Raw genomic sequence first — 18,071 nt, 5'->3', positions numbered from 1 at the left:
GCCATCAATCCCTCAAGTCACAGAAAGAACCCCATGGCTACCACCGTTGACCAGGTCACCCAACGCCGACGCGGCACAGGTCTTATCGCTCATGACAGCGCTCTCAGCGCCGGCGGCTACACATTGATCGCCCCCCAGACGGCCGATGGACATGTCTACCTCATAGATATCCACGGTCAGGTGGCGCATGAGTGGAAGCTGCCTGTACGCGCCGGTCGCCATGCGGTCATCTTGCCTAACGGCAATCTCGGCTACAACGGAAACCATCGTGAATCGCCTGATCTCTATGCGCCCTGGTCCATGTGGCATGGCGGTGATTTCTACGAGGTCAGGCCCGACGGGGAGGTGGTCTGGCGCTATGAAGACCCGACACACCACCATGACGCACAGTGGTTGCCCAACGGTCATCTGCTCTATGCAGCCTGTGCCCCTGTTCCCCAGGGCTTTGCCGAACGGGTGCCCGGCGGCACCTCCCTTGGTGCTGATGAGCTGATGTATGGCGATGTGATCCGGGAAGTGGACCGCACAGGTCGATTGGTCTGGGAATGGAAGGCCTGGGAGCATCTGGAGCCTGAGGATTTCCCCATTCACCCGGGCTTCGGCCGCTATCACTGGCCCCTGGTCAACGGACTCGGGCTGGCCGCCGATGGGACAGTGCTCATGAGTCTGCGCACCACCTCGGGAATCATTGGCGTGGACAAGGCCAGCGGCAAAGTGAAGCTGCATATCCCGCCATCGGTGGTCTCGCACCAGCATGCTCCGGTTGCGCTGGCAAACGGCCATGTCCTGACCTTTGACAACGGCAACTTCCGCCAGGGAGCCCATGTGGCTTTCTCGCGTGTGCTGGAGATAGATCCTGTTTCCCACGAGATCGCATGGAGCTACCAGGACGAGATGGTCAACGCCTTCTACACCGCCTTCATGGGCAGCGCGCAGCGGCTTTGGAACGGCAACACGCACATCACGGAGTCCGCCACTGGGCGATTGTTTGAAGTGACGCCGCAGGGCGAGCTGGTCTGGGAGTTCATTCTGCCCTGGTTCGGCGAGTACTCCGATGCCGCTGCACGCCGCACAGGCCCGGGGCGCTTGAACACGGTGTTCCAGACTTGGCGCTATCAGGCAGAGCAACTGCCTTGGCTGTCCCGCTGAGCCATTCCAGGCCCAGCAGAAAGATCATCATGCAAATACGACGCAGACAGTTTGCAGCCTGGGCGCTGGGCGCTCCACTGCTTCAGCAACTGCCACTGGCCAGCCAGGCGACGGCACAGGCCTGGCCTTCCCAGGCACTGACGGTGGTGGTGCCCTTCGCACCGGGCGGCAGTGTTGATGTGGCTGCCAGACTGGTCATGCCACGTCTGGCAGAGCGCCTGGGCCAGCCCGTGATCATAGAGAACATGGTCGGGGCATCGGGGACTATTGCAACGCAGCGTGTTATCAAGGCCAGACCCGATGGCTATACCTTGCTCTTCGGTGTGGCCAGCTCGGTGCTGGTCGCGCCGCTGATCTCGCCGACCAAGTTTCGCTACGACGGACTGCAGGAGCTGAAGCCCGTGGCACCTGTAGCCTCTTCGGTCTTTGTGCTGCTCGCACGCCCGGGACTAGCTGCGGGCAGTGCGGACGATCTCATTGAACTTGCGCGCCAGAAGCCGGGGCGACTGACCCTGGGCACCGATGGCATCGGAACCAGCCTGCACCTGACGGGGGAGCTGATTCAGCAGATGTCCGGTATCGATCTGGTACATGTTCCCTACAGATCTGGCCCGCAGGTGCTGACCGAGCTGGCAGGTGGTCAGATCGACCTTGCCGTTCTGCCTGTTGCGCTGGCGCAGCCGTTTGTTCTGGAGGGCAAGGTCAAGGCACTGGGTGTGACATCCCGCCAGCGTCTGATCACGCTGCCCCAGGCGCCAAGTCTTTCGGAGACGCCGGCCCTTCGCAATCTGGAAGTCGAGGCCTGGCAAGGCTTGCTGGCTCCCGCTCATACAGATGCCCGTATCGTGAAGCGTCTGGCCGATGAAATCGCGATCCTGCAAGCGGACCCCGAGATGGTCAGAAAACTGACGGACGCAGGCTTCAAGCCCATGCGTATGGGGCATCCTCAGTTTCTGGCCTATCTGGAGCAGGAGAAAAGAGTTCTGGAGAACACCATTCGCAAAGCCAATATCCGAACAGATTAGCCGGCGCGAAGTCGCATCATGGTCTGACCAGGGCCCGTGGGGCCACGAAAGCCAGGAGCCGGGCCAGCCACTAAAATCCCGCGCCATGCATAACTCCCACGATCCCAAGGTTCTGCCGGTGCGCGATGGCGTCAGCCCCAGCTGTGTGGTCTTGCCGTCCCAGGGCGGGGGCCTGCTGATCGACTTTCTGTGCGAACGCCTGCCCGCTGTCGGGCGCGCAGACTGGCTGCGCCGCATGGCAGCCGGTCAAGTGGTCAGCGAAGCGGGAGACAAGGCCGGTCCGAATGCTGCATTCATGCCGGGGCTGCGCTATTACTACTATCGCGAACTGGAGGCCGAGCCAGAGATTCCGTTCGCGGCTGAAGTCATCCATCGCGATGCGCATCTGCTCGTTGCGGACAAGCCGCATTTTCTGCCTGTGGTGCCAGCCGGCCACTATCTGCAGAACACGCTGCTGGTGCGGCTCAGGCGCGAGTTCGACCTGCCCGAGCTGTCGCCGATTCATCGCATCGACCGCGACACTGCGGGGCTGGTGGTGTTTTCGGTACAGCGCGCCACACGCGGCATCTATCAAGGGCTGTTCAGGGACAGGGCCATTCACAAGGTCTACGAGGCCGTGGCGGCTTACCGCGCGGAGCTGAGCTTTCCGCGCGAGCACGCGAGCCGCATGGAGGAGAGCGGGCATTTCTTTCGCATGCATGAGGTGGCTGGCGAACCCAATAGCCGCACCCTGATGGAAATCATCGAGCACAACAGCGCCTGGGCGCGTTACCGGCTCAGTCCGGTTTCGGGCAAGCGCCATCAGCTGCGTGTGCATATGGCGGCGCTGGGTCTGCCGCTCAGGGGCGATGCGTTCTATCCCATGGTCAATGACCCGGAGCCGGGCGACTATTCCAGGCCCTTGCAGCTGTTGGCGCGCAGCCTGGCCTTCGATGATCCCCTGACTGGACAACGGCGCGAGTTCACCAGCCGGCGCAGCCTGCAGGCGCTGCCGCGCGACTGAGCGCAGTCCTGTCCGACCCTTGCCAGGTCAGGGGAAACGCCGAGTGCTGCAGTTTATCGGACAAAACTGTCCGATAATTGGCGCCATGTCCACCACCCGTCCTCCATCCGCCGAACGCCGCGCCCAGTTGTTGGACGCGGCCGATGCCGTGTTTGCCGAGCATGGCGTGACCGCACCCCTGGATCTCATCGTCGAGCGTGCCCAGGTGGGCCGTGCCACGCTGTATCGTCAGTTTCCGGACCGTCGCGCCATCATGCTGGCGCTGCTGGAGCGCTCGGTCGAGAAGACCCGCGCCGCCGCAGCTTCCTGGAAGGACGACGACCAGGCCTTCTTCAAGCTGCTGGCTCTGGTGGGCGAGCGCATTGCTGTGTCCGCCACGCTGGTGGACTACTGGCGTACGGTGGACCAGAGCGATGCAGAAGTCATTCATGCGCGCCAGCAGATGTGGCTGGTGTTCGAAGAGCCCATGAAGCGTGCGGTGGCCAAGGGCCTGTGCAAGCAGGCCTTGAATGCCAAGGATTTGTCTCTGGTGTTCGGCATGCTGGGCGGTGCCCTGCGTGGCGAAACTCCTGCCCAACGCAAGCAACTGGCGCGTCGTGCCTTGCAAATCATTCTGGACGGAATCAAGGCCTGAGGTTTATGAGTCAAGCTGCAGCACAAGCCACTGGGGCTCAAGCCAATCAAGAAGGCCCGAAACCTCCCAGCAGCCAGGCTTCAGCTTCTCCAGCCATTGCGCAGGGGCCCGTCATCCTGCTGCGCCGCCCGCCGGACTGGGCCGAGCATGAAAAGCCCGCGCTGCCTGGCTCGCCGGCCATGCCCCATCACGAGCCCTGGGTCCGCGTCTGCTATGGGCTGATTGCGGTCCTGGTCGGGCTGACTGGCGGCCTGGGCAATGCCTTGTTCACCGCCAATCTGCCCACGATTCAGGGACAGTTGGGGCTGACGGCGGTCGAGGCCGCCTGGCTTACGGGCGCCTACGTCATGTTCAATATGACGGCCAATCTGCTGGTCTACAAATTCCGCCAGCAGTTTGGCATGCGCCTGTTCACCGAGATCGGCTTGGGCTGCTACGCGGCGCTCAGCGTGCTGCATCTGCTGCTGGGCAGCTACGACAGCCTGATTCTGCTGCGTGCGGCCAGCGGCTTGGCCGCCGCGACTTGCTCGTCGCTGAGCACGCTCTACATGCTGCAGTCGGCACCGCGCACCTATGTGCTCAAGATGCTGGTGATCGGCGTGGGCGTGGTCCAGCTGGCCACGCCGCTGGCCTGGATTCTGTCGCCGGGTCTGCTCTATAACAGCGAGTGGCACAACCTCTATCTGTTTGAAGCCGGTCTGGCGCTGATGTCCTTTGCCGCCGTGGTGCTGCTCAAGCTACCCTCGGGCCTGTACATCAAGACCTTCGAGAAGCTGGACTTCGTCACCTTCAGCCTGATGGTGCCGGGTCTGGGCCTGTTGATTGCGGTGCTGGTCCAGGGCTACTCGCGCTGGTGGTTCGATACGCCGGGGCTGGCCTGGATGCTGGTGGCGGCGATCGCGCTGCTCAGCGTCGCGCTTTACATCGAACACCATCGTGCCAACCCCATGCTCCACACGCGCTGGTTCGCGCAGATGCCGACGATCCGTTTCGTGATCGGAGCCATCTTGCTGCGCTTTCTTACGGCTGAGCAAAGTTACGGCGTGGTGGGGTTGATGCGCACGCTGGGCATGACATCCGACCAGATGCAGCCGCTATTCATGGTGATTCTGGTGGGGACACTTATAGGTGTTGCATTGTCTGCTATTACTTTCGGTGTTCCCAATATGGACAAGCAGATCGTGGTGGCGATTGCACTGTTTGCCGTGGCAGCGTTTCTCGATCACCACCGCAGCAGCGTGGACCGTCCTTCGGACTTTTTCTTCAGCCAGTTTCTGCTGGCGGTGGGCTCGGGCGTCTTCATGGGCCCGCTGATGCTGACCGGCATCATCCAGGGGCTGAAATTCGGTGCCAACCACATGCTCACCGCCGTGGTCACGATTTCCATGACCCAGGCCATGGGCGGCTTGCTGGGTTCGGCCTTGCTGAGCACTTACCAGACCTACCGCGAGCAGATCTACTCCGTGGCTCTGGTGGCGCAGATGGACCCGACCGACCCCGTGGTGGCCGAGCGGCTCAAGATACAGAACCAGATCTACGGCAAGGTGACGCCCGATCCCGCCATGCGCGCCAACCAGGGAACGCTGCAGCTGTCGCAGATTGTGCGACGCGAAGCCAATGTGCGCGCCTATAACGATGTGTTTGCGCTGACGGCCGCCATCGCCTTGCTGTATCTGCTCTGGAGTCTGGGAGCCTCGGCGCGCGTGCGCCAGGCTGCGGCCATGGTGCGCGCCATGACACGGCAAAGCGGCAACCAGGTAGCGGCAGCCGCCGGGACCGACGGTACGCCCCAGCGCGCACCTTCGGTGGCGCCGGCTGCAGAGCCTGAGGCAGCGAACGCCCATGAGCCCGACGCATCGCAGCGTGTCACGGTCGTGGTGCAGCCCACGGCCACCGATGCCTACGGCGATGTGGAAGAGGGCGCTCAGGCCGGGCCCGCCAGTCCGGCGCAGACCGTGGTGATCGAAGGCGCGCAGGCCACGCACCTGGCTGCCGCTGCGCAGGCGGCCGAGACTCGCGAGCAGGCCGTGCTGGCCAGCCGCGACCCCCTGCAGGACAACGCCCAGGCGCTCGAACTCGAGGCCGAACTGGAGCAGGAAATCGACAAGGACACCCGCAGCAGCCCTGCGGCCGACGATGGCGGCCGGGATGGCTCCGGCCCCCAGGCAAGGAACTCAAACCGATAACAGCAAGAGATTGAGCATGAGCGACAGTCAACAACCCCATTCTCCCGCCGCCTCTGCGGCGACAACTGCCCCTTCACCCGCTGCAGCCTTGCCTCCCACGCCGAAGAAGATCAAACCTTCTTTGCGCAGCGTGCTCATCATGCTGGTCGTGGCCCTGGCAGGCATGCTGCTCGTGCTGCGGGCCTGGAATCTGTGGCCTTTCAACAGCTCTGTGGTGACCACGGACAATGCCTATGTGCGTGGTGCCGTCACCGTGCTGGCTCCGCAGGTCAATGGCTACGTGACCGAGGTGCTGGTCAAGGATTACGAGCAGGTCAAGGCCGGCCAGGCGCTGGTGCGCATCGATAGCCGCAGCTATGAAGCGGCCGTCGCCCAGGCCCAGGCGCAACTGGCCAATGCCCAGGCGCAGCTGAGCAATTCCGAACAGACACAGGCCCAGAACCGTGCCACGCTGAGCGCCAGCCGCGCCGGTCTGGCTGCCGTGGAGGCTGAGGCCCAGCGCTCGCAGGCGGAGCTCAAGCGTGTGCAGGAGCTGGCCGAGCGAGGCTCCGTGTCTCTGAACGAACGCGACAAGGTGCGCGCCACCTCGCGCCTGGCCGCGACCAACGTGGCCAAGGCCCAGGCAGACATCGCGATCAACCAGGAAAAGATCAAGGCCACGACCGTGGGCCGTGACTCTCTCAAGGCCCAGGTGCAGATGGTCGAGGCGCTGCTGCGCCAGGCACAGATCAATCTGGACAACACCGTGGTCCATGCACCCAGCGATGGACAGGTCAGCGAGGTATCGGTACGCAAGGGCCAGTACGTGGCAGCCGGTACGCAGCTCATGTATGTGGTGCCGCCCACTTACTGGGTGGTGGCCAATTACAAGGAAACCCAGACCGCCCGGGTGCAGATCGGCCAGGTCGTGAGCTTCAGCGTGGACGCGCTGGGCGGCTTGCGCCTCAAGGGTCATGTGCTGGAGATTGCACCGGCCACGGGTTCGGAGTTCAGCGTACTCAAGGCCGACAACGCCACGGGCAATTTCACCAAGGTCGTACAGCGTTTGCCCATCAAGATTGCCATCGACGAGGGCCAGGCCGATGCGGCGCGGCTGCGCCCTGGGATGTCGGTCATCGTGCGCCTCGATACTGCACAAAAAGTAGAGCATTCAGCGCAGACCCATCAAGCGATTGAGGCCAATTCGGCTCAAAAATCTCAAGCGCCCGCAGTTTCCGCATCCGAACAGGCCAAGCCATGAAGAACGCCTTCCATACCGTGCGTGTCTTGCCCTTGGCGCTTGCATTGCTGATGGCTGGCTGCAGCGTGCCCAGTCTGACCCGGGCCCCGGACAGCGCCCGGCCTGCAGTGCCAGCCAGCTGGAGCACGGAACGGGCTGCAGGTGCTGCCAGCGCAGTTCAGACCGATTGGTGGCAGGCCTTTGGTGATGCGCAGCTGAGTCGCTGGGTGGAGCTGGCGCTTGAGCACAACAACGATGTGCTCACCGCCCTGGCCCGGGTGGAGGAGGCACGTGCGAATCTCGATGTGACGGGCTCGGCAGCTGCGCCTCAGCTGTCACTCAGCGCACCGGGCTCGGCCAACCGCAGCCTGAGCGCACGAACCGGCCAGATGGTGCATGTGCGTTCGGCTCAGCCCGTGCTGCAAGCGAGCTGGGAGCTGGATCTCTGGGATCGCCTGGGCAGTCTGAGCCGGGCCACCGATCAGCGCCTGCAGGCCAGCCAGGCGGATCGCGACGCGATGCGTCTGACGGTGGCCGCGACCGTGGCGCAGGCCTATATCGCTCTGCGCTCGCTGCAGGCCCAGCTCGCCGTGGCCGAGGATACGGTGAAGTCGCGCGAGGATGCGTTGCGTCTGCTCACCGACCAGGTGCGTGTGGGCTATATCTCGCAGCTGCAGCAGAGCCAGGCACTGGCCGAGCTGGAAAGCGTGCGGCAATCGGTGCAGCAGCTGTCTCTGGCGCTGCAGCGCCAGCGCATAGCACTGATGCAGCTGGTGGGCGGCAGCGGTGATGACCAGGCACAGGCCCTGGCCCGTTCCAGCTTGAGCGCCCATGCTGGGCTCGAGTCCATGAGCCTGCCCGCCATGCCTGCACCTGGCTTGCCATCGGGCTTGCTGGAGCGCCGCCCCGACATTGCGCGCGCCCAACTGCTGCTGGCGGCCAGCGACAGCAATCTTGCGGCACAGCGCGCGGCCTTTTTGCCGCAGGTGAGCCTGAGTGCGAACTTCGGCAGCCTGTTCATCAACGCGCTGGATTACAACCCGGCCCGGGTCTGGTCGCTTGGCGGCAGCATTCTGGCGCCGCTGTTCAACGGCGGTCGCCTGCAGGGCCAGTTCGATGCGGCATCTGCCCAGCGCGATCAGGCCGCTTACGCCTATCGCGGCGTGGTCATCAAGGCCTTTGGCGATGTGGAAACAGCCCTGGTCAGCTCCCAGCAACTGCAAGCCCAGTGGGAGCATGCCAAGGAACGCGAAAAAGTGCTGGGTCGTACCCTGGGCTTTGCCAAGGATCGCTATGAGGCCGGCTACGCCAGCTATCTGGAGGAGCTGGATGCCCAGCGAAATCTGTTTGCCGTGCAGCAGGAAGTGCTGCGCCTGCGCCAGAGCCAGCTGGAAAACGCCGTGGCGCTGTACCAGGCGCTGGGTGGCGGCTGGCAACTGGCGGATACGACCGCCCCGCAACCTTGAGTTCGAGTCGAAAGCTCCTGAAAAGTGAGTTCTCTTCGCTTGTCTGTTATGAGTTTTAGGGCATCTTGAAGTAGTACCAAAGGCCGGCAGCAGCCAGTGCCAGTACCAGCAGCCACAGATACTGACCTTGTCCTTTGGGGACTTCGCCGGGCGCGGTTGCCGTGGCCCGAGAGTCGGTTTGCGCGCTGGCCCGCACCGATTGCCGCTGCAGGATCTGCCAGTCCAGCGCAATGCCATCCATGGCCGCATCGATATGTTCCTTGGCCTGGGCCAGACCCAGGCCCGTGGCCTCGCGCAGCAGCTTGATGGCTTCGATCTTGTTGCCGCGTGCCATGGCGTCTTCCACCTCGGCCCTGGTCTCTGCAGGCACTGCGTTTGCGCCGGACAGCAACGCCTCTATGGCCTCTGCATGATCGCCGCTCACGGTGACGCTGGTGGTGGTCTTGCCATTGACGGTCGTGGTGGTGGTCTTGATGGAAGAGAAGGAACTGTTGGACGCGGCGTCGTCCCGATTCAGCTGGTCCAGCAGCAACGTGGCATCTTTCATGCTCAGTTTTTCCAGCTGCTCGCGCAACTGCTGTATCGCCTGCGTCTGCTCTGCAGCGCCATGCTGGACAAAGTCCGGCTCGTCGCTGGCTTCCAGCAGATCTTTGGCCTCCTTCAGACCCAGCCCGCTTTGCTCGCGCAGCTGTTTGATGGCTTCGATCTTGTGACCGCTTTGCCAGTGCTTGAGGATCTCTGCTGGAATCTGTGTGGGCATGGGCTGCTCTTCAAGGTTGTGGCTGTTGAACCAGGCGTTAGCCGCAGTCCACTTGCAGATGGCTGAAGTCCCTGGCGTGCAGCTTGGCATCCTCGATAAAGGCCATGAGCCGTGCACCGTCCTGCCAGCACCAGTGGAATTCCTCGTGCGACTGCAGCGTCAGCAGCGAGCGCCAGTGCGAGCTGCCGGGGTGTTCCTCGGCCTCGGGCGTGGGGTCGTAGCCCAGGCTGTCCCAGGAGGGGCGGCCCAGCAGATAGTCGCGAGGCAGATCGCCGCTTTCCTCAAGCCCATGGAGCCAGTCCTGGAGTTCATCGAACTCCACGGGCCAGTCCTTGCACAGCTCCTCGTGGCGAGGAAGGTCGATGCCGTTCTCAAACTGCAGCGCACGGCTGTCCGTGACCCACTGGTGGGGAGCCTGGATTTCATGCATGCCGCTGATGTCCGGCCAGTAGAACGCCTTGAGATAGTCCTGGTCGCGCCAGAAGATGGCGTCGTCCTCGTCAAAGCCGTGGAACAGCGACAGCAGGCCGCTGGCCGGCAGCTCTGCAGGGCGACCGGGTCTGCCGGGGAGCTCGGCAAAGTTGATCTGTCCGACAAACAGGTAGTGGCCGTTCGGATGCTCGGGCCAGACAAAGCCCGCTGGCACCATGGGCTGGCCGCCAAAGCGGCTTTGCAAGGGCTCGCCCATGGTGGGGCCCAGGCGACTGGCGACGGCGGGCTGGGCCAGATTCAGGAAGTATTGCTTGTGCGCCTTGAGCAGCGGCGAGGCATCCAGGTGTTTTTCAAGCGTTGTGAAGTCCATGAAGCTTGGGGCAGTGAGTTTGCAGGCCATTCTGGCCCAGACGGCGGCCCTGCCTTGCCAGAGACTGTCCGCTAGATGCAACAAAACGTCTGTTCGTTGCATTGCTGGAGGCTGACGCTTGCAAATTCATCGCTGCATGTGCAAGTACTCATTGGATTTGAGGCGAAATCGGCTCACAATCTCCGAAAGGCTGTTGCACGAAACCGAAACCGGCCTGTCCAGCTGATCGGTCCATGCCTTGTAGGTGCGCAGTGCCATGGCATGCAACTGGTCTATGTGTTGCGGCAGTCGGGCCAGGATCTGGGCCTCGCTCTGAACGGCCGGACCCCGGGCCTGCAGCAGCTCATCGTGGCCCTCGCCGCACCATTGACGCACGCTGTCTGCGGTCACTTCCAGATGGCCTTGAAACGCCCATTGCCGGCCGTGGACAAAGCCCTTGTTCAGGCAATGCTGGCCGTACATAGTGCGCCTGGCGGCCGTCGGAATGTCGAAAGTGTCGTAGTGCCAGTTGAAGATGGTGGCTTGCGCGGGCAGGTTCATCAGTTGCTGAGCGCAGGGGGTGATGCGGACTTCGCTCCAGCCGATATTCGCGCAGGGGTTGCGCCAGACGCCTGCGCCCATGGCGCGGGCCAGCATCTGCGCGCCAAAGCAGTGGCCCAGCACGGGGATGTCGTACTGCAGGGCACTTTGCAGCAAGCAGCGCTCTTCATCGATCCAGAGCAACTGCTCGTTGGCGCAATGGTTGCTGCCCAGCACGATGATGCCGCGATAGTCGCGCGCATTGGCCGGGGCCGCGCCTTCGGCACAGGGATCTATCAGCACATGGGCAATGTCTTGCTGGCGCAAATGGTCGAGCAGGATGCCAGGGCCTTGCGATGCTTCATGCTGGAGGATGGCGACAGGCTTCATGGGAGGCGGGCTTGAAGGGCAAGCCGGTTGTTGCGAAGCCTTGAATCTAGAAAATCAGGCGTCAAGCCCTGGTATGGATTGTGGCTGCTGCTATCAAGATTGCATAAAGAAAGACAGCTCGGTCCGGCGTCATCCAGGCTTTCCAATTTCCGTCAGCGTGCCATACTGGGCTGCCGCCGCCCGACTGCGGCGGCCTCTATCACTGCAAAAGCATGGCTATGTCACAAAGCAAACACGGGCTTCAGGGGGCTGGGAATACGGGGCAGGGCAGCAGCCAGTCGGCACTGACATTGGCGGCTCTGGGGGTGGTGTTTGGCGATATCGGTACCAGCCCGCTCTATGCGTTCAAGGAGGCTTTTACCGGCGCCCATGGACTGACGGTGGGTCCCGATAATGTGCTGGCTGCGCTCTCGGCCCTGCTGTGGGCCGTGATCGTCATCGTCGCCATCAAATACGTGTGGGTGGTGCTCAGCCACGATAACGATGGCGAGGGCGGCGTGCTGGCGCTGACGGCGCTGGCCCACCGCGTGATGGGCGATCAGTCGCGCCGCTCGCGCTTTGTGGTCGGGGCCGGCGTGTTTGCGGCCGCACTGTTTTATGGGGACGCCATCATCACGCCGGCGATTTCCGTGCTCTCTGCCGTGGAGGGTATGAGCATTGCCACGCCGGAGTTCGAGCATTTCATCGTACCTATCACGATAGGCATACTGATCGGACTGTTTTCCATTCAGATGAAGGGCACCAGTGTGGTGGGGAAGCTGTTCGGCCCGGTCACCATTGTCTGGTTCCTCTGCATTGCCTGGGCGGGCGTGGCCAGCATTGTGCAGACGCCCATGGTGCTGCAGGCCGTCAACCCGCTGCATGCGCTGCGCTTCGCCGTGCAACACACGGACAAGGCCTTCTTTCTGCTATCGGCAGTGTTTCTTGCGATGACAGGTGCCGAAGCTCTTTATGCCGATATGGGCCACTTCGGCAGCCGGGCCGTGCGTCTGGGCTGGTATGGACTGGTGTTTCCGGCTCTGATGCTCAATTACTTCGGCCAGGGCGCCTTGCTGTTGCGTGATGCATCGGCTGCCAGCAATCCTTTTTTTCTGTTGGCTTCGCCGTCCTGGCTGCTGATTTTTGTGGTGTTGGCCACGGCCGCCACGGTGATTGCCTCTCAGGCGACCATCTCGGGGGCCTATTCCATGACGCTGCAGGCCAGCCGCCTCGGGTATCTGCCGCGTGTGCGCGTGCTGCATACCTCCGATCAGGAGCAGGGCCAGATCTATATCCCCAGCGTGAACTGGCTGATGCTGCTGGCCGTGATCGCGCTGGTGCTGGCCTTCAAGTCCTCGGGAGCGCTGGCGGCGGCCTATGGCATTGCCGTGTCGGGCACCATGCTGATCACCACCATGCTGGTGGGCTTTGTGGTCTATCTGGGGCGCAGCCGAGCAAGAGCCATGACACTGGCGGCGCTGGCCTGTTTTGCGGTGCTGGAGATAGGCTTTTTTGCCTCCAACCTGACCAAGCTGGAGCAGGGCGGCTGGCTGCCGCTGACTCTGGGCGCCATCATCTTCATCGCGCTGACCACATGGCGCGACGGTACCCAGCTGGTGGCCGAACATCGCCGTCGCCTTGATATTCCCATGAGCGATCTGATGAGCTCGCCCATGAGCGGCGTGCCGGTGGTGTCCGGCACGGCCATCTATCTGACCTCCGACCCCAAGCTTGTGCCGAATGCGCTGTTCCACAATCTCAAGCATTTCAAGGTCATGCATGAGCAGACGGTGTTTCTCCACGTGATCAACGAGAACACGCCCTATGTGCATGATGGCGAGCGCCTGCAGCTGAAGCCTATGTGCAATGGGGTCTGGGCACTGGACATGCATTTCGGCTTTCGCGAGCAGCCTGATATTCCGGCGGCGCTCCAGCGGATTGCGCCGGACGTCGATGGCGAGATACCGAACCTCGACCCGATGACGACCAGCTTCTTTGTGGCCAGGGTGCAGGTGGTGGACGGGCCAGGCGGTCTCTCGGCCTGGCGCTGCGCGCTGTTTGGCTGGATGTCTCGCCAGTCGGCCAGTGCGGCGACTTATTACAAGTTGCCAGCCAACCAGGTGGTGGAGCTGGGCACGCAGGTTGTGCTTTGACGGCTAGGTATGGCTAGCCAGACAGGCGCTGGCTGCTATCTTTTTAGAACGTTACTCGTCCAAAGCGTCCAGAGCGCGAGCCGAGTAGACCATGGCGGCACCCGCATTCAAGGCCACGGCCACACCCAGGGCTTCGGCGATTTCTTCCCGGCTGGCACCAGCTGCCTTGGCAGCCTTGGTATGCACGGCAATGCAGCCGTCGCAACGCGTGGTCACGCCCACGGCAATGGCAATCAGCTCGCGCGTCTTGGCATCGAGATGGCCGGTCTTCCTGCCTGCACCGGACAAGGCCTTGTAGCCCTCCATGGTGCCTGGGCTCAACTCGGAAAACTCTCCCAGCCTGCCCGCCAATTCCTTGCGGTATTCGTTCCAGTCCAGCATTGCCTGCTCCTTGTTGAATGAAGCATTGATTGTGTGCCACTGTCACAGGGCATTCAAGTCGCAAGCGTTTCGTCCGACGATCGGCAGTACTGGGTTCGGAGGAGCCTGCAGGGATTTGTGGGCTGTATGAAAATACAGGTTCGTTGTCGGCATCCAGCCGTCTTTTCGCCGAGCATTTTGTGAGCGTCACCGTGACCGCATCCCAGGCCGCCATTCTTGCGCCGCACCGCTTCTACTATCTGCACAACTTCCAGCAGGCGCTGGATTGGCTGGCGCAGCGCTATGGAGATCTGCTCAGCGAGCAGGAGGCTGATTTCATCGCTGGCTTTGCGCGCTTGCCGCAGAACTCCAGGGCGCTGCTGGTACGAATGCTGATGCGGCGCGGGCCCTGGTTTCGAGCCAGCAAGCTGGCCTATGAGGAGATTCCGGTGACGGTCGATGCTGCAGCGCCCTTGCTGGAGCGTGGCTGGCTCAGTACCACCGAGCCCATGGAGGCGGTCGAACTATTCGGCTTGCACACCAAACCCGAGCTGCTGCAGATCTTGACTGGCTTTGAGTTGTGCTCCTCCATGCGCAAGGCCGAGATGCTGCAACTGCTGGCTGAGAGGCAACCCGAGCCTCTGCCGTATGCCGTCTGGCATCCCGAGGCCGTGGAACCTGTCTGGCGCGTCATGGTGGGTGAGCTGGGAGAGCGTCTGAGGCTGATGTTCTTCGGCAATCTCTACCAGGACTGGTCGGAGTTCGTGCTGGCCGACCTCGGTATTTTTCGCTATGAGCCGGTGACGCTGGATGCTGACTCGCGCGCATTTCAACGCCGCGAAGATCTGGACTTCTATCTGGAGATATCGGCCCGGCGTCGGGATCTCGACGAAGGCGTGGAGCCGGCACAATTGCTGCCTGCGCTTATTGAAAATCATAGCGAGAACCCATGGCTGGACATGCGCCGGGCCAAGGTTCTGCTGAAGCTTGGCCAGATGTGCGAGAGGCTGCAGGACTGGCCGCTGGCGGCTCAGGCCTACACGGCCAGCCGCTATGCGGGTGCACGCCACCGTCATATTCGCGTGCTGGAGCGCATGCAATGCTTTGATCAGGCGCTGGCTCTTGCCAGCCAGGCGCAAGCCGCGCCTGAAAGTGAGGAGGAGCGCCAGCGTGTGGCGCGCATGCTGCCGCGTCTGAGCCGCAGCCTGGGACTGGGGGCCGTGGGGCGCCAGCCAGCTCTGGCCCCGGCCGTGGCAGCCCTGCGCAGCGATGTGCTGCTGGACCGACCCGCCCAGCCCATGGCGGTGGAGTACGCGCTGCAAGCCCATTGGCATAGCGCCGATGCGCCTGTGTTCTATGTGGAGAACGCGTTGGTCAACTCGCTATTCGGTCTGCTGTGCTGGCCCGCCATCTTTGCGCCGCTGCCGGGGGCGTTTTTTCATCCCTTCCAGAGTGGGCCGGCCGATCTGGGAGCACCGGATTTTGTGCTGCGCCGCCAGCCGCTGTTTGATGCCTGTCTGGCCGAGCTGGAGGACGGTTGCTACCGGGCCACGATTCGCCAGCGTTTTGCCGACAAGCAAGGGGTTCAGTCACCATTTGTGTTCTGGGGCTCATTGACGCAAGAGCTGCTGGAGCTGGCGCTCGATTGCATGCCTGCCGCCCATCTGCGGACTCTGTTCGCGCGGCTGTTGCTGGACCTGAAGGCCAACCGCACCGGCTTTCCCGATCTGGTGCGCTTCTGGCCTCTGCGGTCCGATGCCGGTTCACGCTACGAGCTGGTGGAAGTCAAAGCGCCGGGTGACAAGCTGCAGGACAACCAGATTCGCTGGCTGGCCTATTGCAAGGAGCAGGGCATTCCTGTGCGCGTCTGTCATGTGCAGTGGCGCGACGAAGGTGGCACGTCATGAAGCCTGCGCTTAGCGTGGCAGTACGCGCGCTGTGCGAGTTCACTGCGCGCGGCGGTGATCTGGATCTGCGCTTCACGCCCGCGCCTAGTGCGCTGGAGGGCATGGAAGGCCATGCCGTGGTGCAGAAACGGCGTGAAAAAGTGGGCGGCTACGAGACGGAGCTGGCGCTCCGCGGCCGGTTCGAAGAGTTGCAGGTTCGCGGCCGGGCCGATGGCTTTGATGCCGTCAAGCAGCAACTCGAAGAGATCAAGACCTACCGGGGCCGGCTTGACGGCGTGCGCCCCCATCATCGGGCACTGCATTGGGCCCAGGCAAGGGTCTACGGTCATTTGCTGTGTCAGGAGCGCGGTCTTGAGCGGATCAAGCTGGCGCTGGTCTATTTCCAGATCGGCAGCGCAGAGGAGACCGTGCTGGTGGAGGAATGTTCTGCCACCGAACTGCAAGCCTTTTTCGAATCGCAATGTGCCCACTATCTCGTCTGGGCACGCAGCGAGGCCGCCCACCGTCAGGCGCGCGATGCGGCCATGGCGCAGCTGCAGTTTCCCATGCCTGCCTTCAGAGCCGGGCAGCGGGAGCTGGCCGTGGCCGTCTACCGCACGGCCCATGCCAGCGAAGGAGGCCGTTGCCTGATGGTCCAGGCCCCGACCGGTATCGGCAAGACTTTGGCCACGATTTTCCCCCTGCTCAAGAGCATGGGAGCCGCCATGGGCAAGGGGGCCACGGATTCAGCAGGGCTGGACAAGCTGTTCTTTCTCACAGCCAAGGGGACTGGACATGGGCTGGCACTGCACGCACTGTGGCAGCTGCAGCAAGCTTTGTCGGCATCGGCATCGGCATCGGCATCGGCATCGGCATCGGCATCGGCATCGGCATCGGCATCGGCATCGGCATCGGCATCGGCATCGGCATCGGCATCGGCATCGGCATCGGCATCGGCATCGGCATCGGTTGCGCCACTGCGTGTCCTGGATATGCAGGCGCGCGACAAGACCTGCGAGCATCCAGACAAGGCCTGCCATGGAGAGTCCTGTCCGTTGGCGCGCGGTTTCTTTGACCGACTGCCTGCGGCCAGGCAGCTGGCGCTGCAACTGCCGCTATGGGATGCGCCAGCGTTACGGACTCTGGCCCTGGAACATGGCATCTGCCCCTATTACCTGTCGCAGGAGTTGGTGCGCTGGGCCGATGTAGTGGTGGCCGACTACCACTATTACTACGACAGTGCCGCCATGCTCTATGCGCTGGCCTTGCAACAGGACTGGCGTGTGGGCGTTCTGGTGGACGAGGCGCACAATCTGCTGGAGCGCGCGCGCAGCATGTACACGGCACCGCTGTCCCAGTTTGCTCTGGCGCAGGCCCGTCAGGCCGCGACCGGAGCTGTCAAAAAGGCACTCGATGCACTGCAGCGCCAGTGGCAGACGCTGAACAAGGCCCAGGATCAGGCCAGTTACCAAAGCTACGAGGGCATTCCTGACACACTGCTGGGCACCGTGCAGCGGGCCGTGGGTGCAATAGCGGAGCAACTGGCCGAGCAGGAAATAGCCGGGCATGCGACCGCAGGGGGGCCGCCCGCGCTTGCCGACCATGCCTTGCTGGATTTTTACTGGGAACTGCTGCACTTTCAGGCGCTGGCCGATCAGTTCGGGCCGCATGCGCTGTTTGATATTCAACTGGCCACGCCGCAGCAGCAGCGTGCGAGCAGAGTGCGTACGCCGGCATCCACGCTGTGCATTCGCAATGTGGTGCCCGGGCCGCATCTGGCGCCACGCCATGAGGCGGCACAGGCCACGGTGCTGTTTTCGGGCACGCTGAGTCCGCCCGGGTTCTACCGTGACCTGCTGGGACTGCCTGCCGATACTGCCTGGCTGGATGTCCCGTCGCCGTTTGCGGCCCGGCAGCTGCAGGTGCATATCGCAGGCCATATATCGACACGCTGGCGAGATCGCGAGGCATCGCTGATCCCCATGGCCGAGTTGATCGCGCAGCAATATGCGCGTCAGCCCGGCAACTATCTGTGTTTTCTCAGCAGCTTTGATTATCTGCAGCAATTGGCTGCCACCCTGGAGCGGCTGCAGCCGCAACTGCCGCTTTGGCTGCAGCAGCGCGGCATGGACGAGGCTGGGCGTGCCGAATTTCTGGCCCGCTTTGTCGAGGGCGGTCAGGGCCTGGGCCTGGCCGTGCTGGGCGGGGCGTTCTCCGAAGGCGTGGATCTGCCCGGCAGCCGTCTGATCGGTGCTTTTGTTGCCACGCTGGGTCTGCCCCAGTTCAATCCTGTCAACGAAGCCATGCAGCGTGCCATGGATCAGGCCATGGGAGTGGGGCTGGGCTATGACTACACCTATCTTTACCCGGGCTTGCGCAAGGTGGTGCAGGCGGCTGGCCGGGTCATACGTGGCGAGAATGATCGTGGCATTCTGGTGCTGATGGACGACCGCTTCGCGCGCGCCGAGGTGCGTGCGCTGTTGCCTGCCTGGTGGCAGATCGAAGGGGTCGACCGAGGTTTCTGAACGCATGGTTGCCAG

General features: G+C 62.9%; 14 protein-coding genes. 10 read left to right on the top strand and 4 right to left on the bottom strand.

The features are described 5' to 3' along the window. The first annotated feature begins 33 nt into the window (after nucleotides 1–33). The 7 genes from FSY45_RS00560 to FSY45_RS00530 all read left to right on the top strand — a co-directional run bounded on the left by FSY45_RS00560 (nucleotide 34) and on the right by FSY45_RS00530 (nucleotide 8,682). Entirely contained in the window at nucleotides 34–1,149 is a 1,116-nt protein-coding gene (locus FSY45_RS00560) for an aryl-sulfate sulfotransferase (protein ID WP_004340730.1), read from the top strand. 29 nt (nucleotides 1,150–1,178) lie between these two features. After that, on the top strand, nucleotides 1,179–2,174 hold the full coding sequence (locus tag FSY45_RS00555) for a tripartite tricarboxylate transporter substrate binding protein (protein WP_046462142.1): 996 nt from the start codon (nucleotides 1,179–1,181) through the stop codon (nucleotides 2,172–2,174). 85 nt (nucleotides 2,175–2,259) lie between these two features. Further along, nucleotides 2,260–3,177 carry a pseudouridine synthase gene (locus FSY45_RS00550; RefSeq protein WP_046462116.1) on the top strand — a complete coding sequence of 306 codons (918 nt, stop codon included), beginning with the start codon at nucleotides 2,260–2,262 and terminating at the stop codon, nucleotides 3,175–3,177. 85 nt (nucleotides 3,178–3,262) lie between these two features. Then, nucleotides 3,263–3,811, top strand: a complete 549-nt coding sequence (locus FSY45_RS00545; RefSeq protein WP_004340736.1) for a TetR/AcrR family transcriptional regulator — start codon at nucleotides 3,263–3,265, stop codon at nucleotides 3,809–3,811. A gap of 5 nt (nucleotides 3,812–3,816) precedes the next feature. Next, complete coding sequence (locus tag FSY45_RS00540; RefSeq protein ID WP_046462117.1) at nucleotides 3,817–5,997, top strand: MFS transporter; 2,181 nt, start codon at nucleotides 3,817–3,819, stop codon at nucleotides 5,995–5,997. A 16-nt stretch (nucleotides 5,998–6,013) separates the two neighbouring features. Beyond that, nucleotides 6,014–7,237 (top strand): HlyD family secretion protein, encoded by a 1,224-nt coding sequence (locus FSY45_RS00535; protein ID WP_046462118.1) that lies wholly within the window; start codon nucleotides 6,014–6,016, stop codon nucleotides 7,235–7,237. Further along, nucleotides 7,234–8,682: an efflux transporter outer membrane subunit gene (locus FSY45_RS00530; protein ID WP_046462119.1), complete on the top strand. Its 1,449-nt coding sequence runs from the start codon at nucleotides 7,234–7,236 to the stop codon at nucleotides 8,680–8,682. Before FSY45_RS00535 ends, FSY45_RS00530 begins: the two co-directional genes overlap by 4 nt. 55 nt (nucleotides 8,683–8,737) lie before the next feature. Here FSY45_RS00530 and FSY45_RS00525 read toward each other — a convergent pair whose 3' ends face one another. The 3 genes from FSY45_RS00525 to FSY45_RS00515 all read right to left on the bottom strand — a co-directional run bounded on the left by FSY45_RS00525 (nucleotide 8,738) and on the right by FSY45_RS00515 (nucleotide 11,153). Further along, nucleotides 8,738–9,442, bottom strand: a complete 705-nt coding sequence (locus FSY45_RS00525) for a ribosomal protein L7/L12 (protein WP_046462120.1) — start codon at nucleotides 9,440–9,442, stop codon at nucleotides 8,738–8,740. Nucleotides 9,443–9,479: 37 nt separating this feature from the next. Next, a complete protein-coding gene (locus FSY45_RS00520) occupies nucleotides 9,480–10,244 on the bottom strand; it encodes a YwqG family protein (RefSeq protein ID WP_046462121.1) in 765 nt (254 codons plus the stop codon). Between the two features lie 126 nt (nucleotides 10,245–10,370). Then, nucleotides 10,371–11,153, bottom strand: a complete 783-nt coding sequence (locus tag FSY45_RS00515; protein WP_046462122.1) for a type 1 glutamine amidotransferase — start codon at nucleotides 11,151–11,153, stop codon at nucleotides 10,371–10,373. A 218-nt stretch (nucleotides 11,154–11,371) separates the two neighbouring features. Between FSY45_RS00515 and FSY45_RS00510 the strand changes: the two genes are divergently transcribed. After that, nucleotides 11,372–13,285 (top strand): potassium transporter Kup, encoded by a 1,914-nt coding sequence (locus FSY45_RS00510; protein ID WP_187427512.1) that lies wholly within the window; start codon nucleotides 11,372–11,374, stop codon nucleotides 13,283–13,285. Between the two features lie 51 nt (nucleotides 13,286–13,336). On the opposite strand, the gene FSY45_RS00505 is transcribed toward FSY45_RS00510, so the two are convergent. Next, nucleotides 13,337–13,666 carry a carboxymuconolactone decarboxylase family protein gene (locus tag FSY45_RS00505; RefSeq protein WP_004340750.1) on the bottom strand — a complete coding sequence of 110 codons (330 nt, stop codon included), beginning with the start codon at nucleotides 13,664–13,666 and terminating at the stop codon, nucleotides 13,337–13,339. 212 nt (nucleotides 13,667–13,878) lie between these two features. Between FSY45_RS00505 and FSY45_RS00500 the strand changes: the two genes are divergently transcribed. After that, the gene (locus tag FSY45_RS00500) at nucleotides 13,879–15,552 is read left to right on the top strand and encodes a VRR-NUC domain-containing protein (protein ID WP_046462143.1); all 1,674 of its coding nucleotides are present in this window, start codon (nucleotides 13,879–13,881) and stop codon (nucleotides 15,550–15,552) included. Further along, complete coding sequence (locus FSY45_RS00495) at nucleotides 15,549–18,056, top strand: ATP-dependent DNA helicase (protein WP_148747887.1); 2,508 nt, start codon at nucleotides 15,549–15,551, stop codon at nucleotides 18,054–18,056. Before FSY45_RS00500 ends, FSY45_RS00495 begins: the two co-directional genes overlap by 4 nt. Nucleotides 18,057–18,071: the final 15 nt, after the last annotated feature.

It is taken from the genome of Comamonas sp. Z1 (assembly GCF_008121555.1).
Taxonomy (GTDB): domain Bacteria; phylum Pseudomonadota; class Gammaproteobacteria; order Burkholderiales; family Burkholderiaceae_C; genus Comamonas; species Comamonas thiooxydans.
This window is presented reverse-complemented; position numbering and strand designations above follow the sequence as displayed.

Bases quoted from the DNA above. Each gene is read 5' to 3' on its own strand.
- FSY45_RS00560 (WP_004340730.1), top strand. From the start codon at position 34: ATGGCTACCACCGTTGACCAGGTCACCCAACGCCGACGCGGCACAGGT.
- FSY45_RS00555 (WP_046462142.1), top strand. From the start codon at position 1,179: ATGCAAATACGACGCAGACAGTTTGCAGCCTGGGCGCTGGGCGCTCCA.
- FSY45_RS00550 (WP_046462116.1), top strand. From the start codon at position 2,260: ATGCATAACTCCCACGATCCCAAGGTTCTGCCGGTGCGCGATGGCGTC.
- FSY45_RS00545 (WP_004340736.1), top strand. From the start codon at position 3,263: ATGTCCACCACCCGTCCTCCATCCGCCGAACGCCGCGCCCAGTTGTTG.
- FSY45_RS00540 (WP_046462117.1), top strand. From the start codon at position 3,817: ATGAGTCAAGCTGCAGCACAAGCCACTGGGGCTCAAGCCAATCAAGAA.
- FSY45_RS00535 (WP_046462118.1), top strand. From the start codon at position 6,014: ATGAGCGACAGTCAACAACCCCATTCTCCCGCCGCCTCTGCGGCGACA.
- FSY45_RS00530 (WP_046462119.1), top strand. From the start codon at position 7,234: ATGAAGAACGCCTTCCATACCGTGCGTGTCTTGCCCTTGGCGCTTGCA.
- FSY45_RS00525 (WP_046462120.1), bottom strand. From the start codon at position 9,442: ATGCCCACACAGATTCCAGCAGAGATCCTCAAGCACTGGCAAAGCGGT.
- FSY45_RS00520 (WP_046462121.1), bottom strand. From the start codon at position 10,244: ATGGACTTCACAACGCTTGAAAAACACCTGGATGCCTCGCCGCTGCTC.
- FSY45_RS00515 (WP_046462122.1), bottom strand. From the start codon at position 11,153: ATGAAGCCTGTCGCCATCCTCCAGCATGAAGCATCGCAAGGCCCTGGC.
- FSY45_RS00510 (WP_187427512.1), top strand. From the start codon at position 11,372: ATGTCACAAAGCAAACACGGGCTTCAGGGGGCTGGGAATACGGGGCAG.
- FSY45_RS00505 (WP_004340750.1), bottom strand. From the start codon at position 13,666: ATGCTGGACTGGAACGAATACCGCAAGGAATTGGCGGGCAGGCTGGGA.
- FSY45_RS00495 (WP_148747887.1), top strand. From the start codon at position 15,549: ATGAAGCCTGCGCTTAGCGTGGCAGTACGCGCGCTGTGCGAGTTCACT.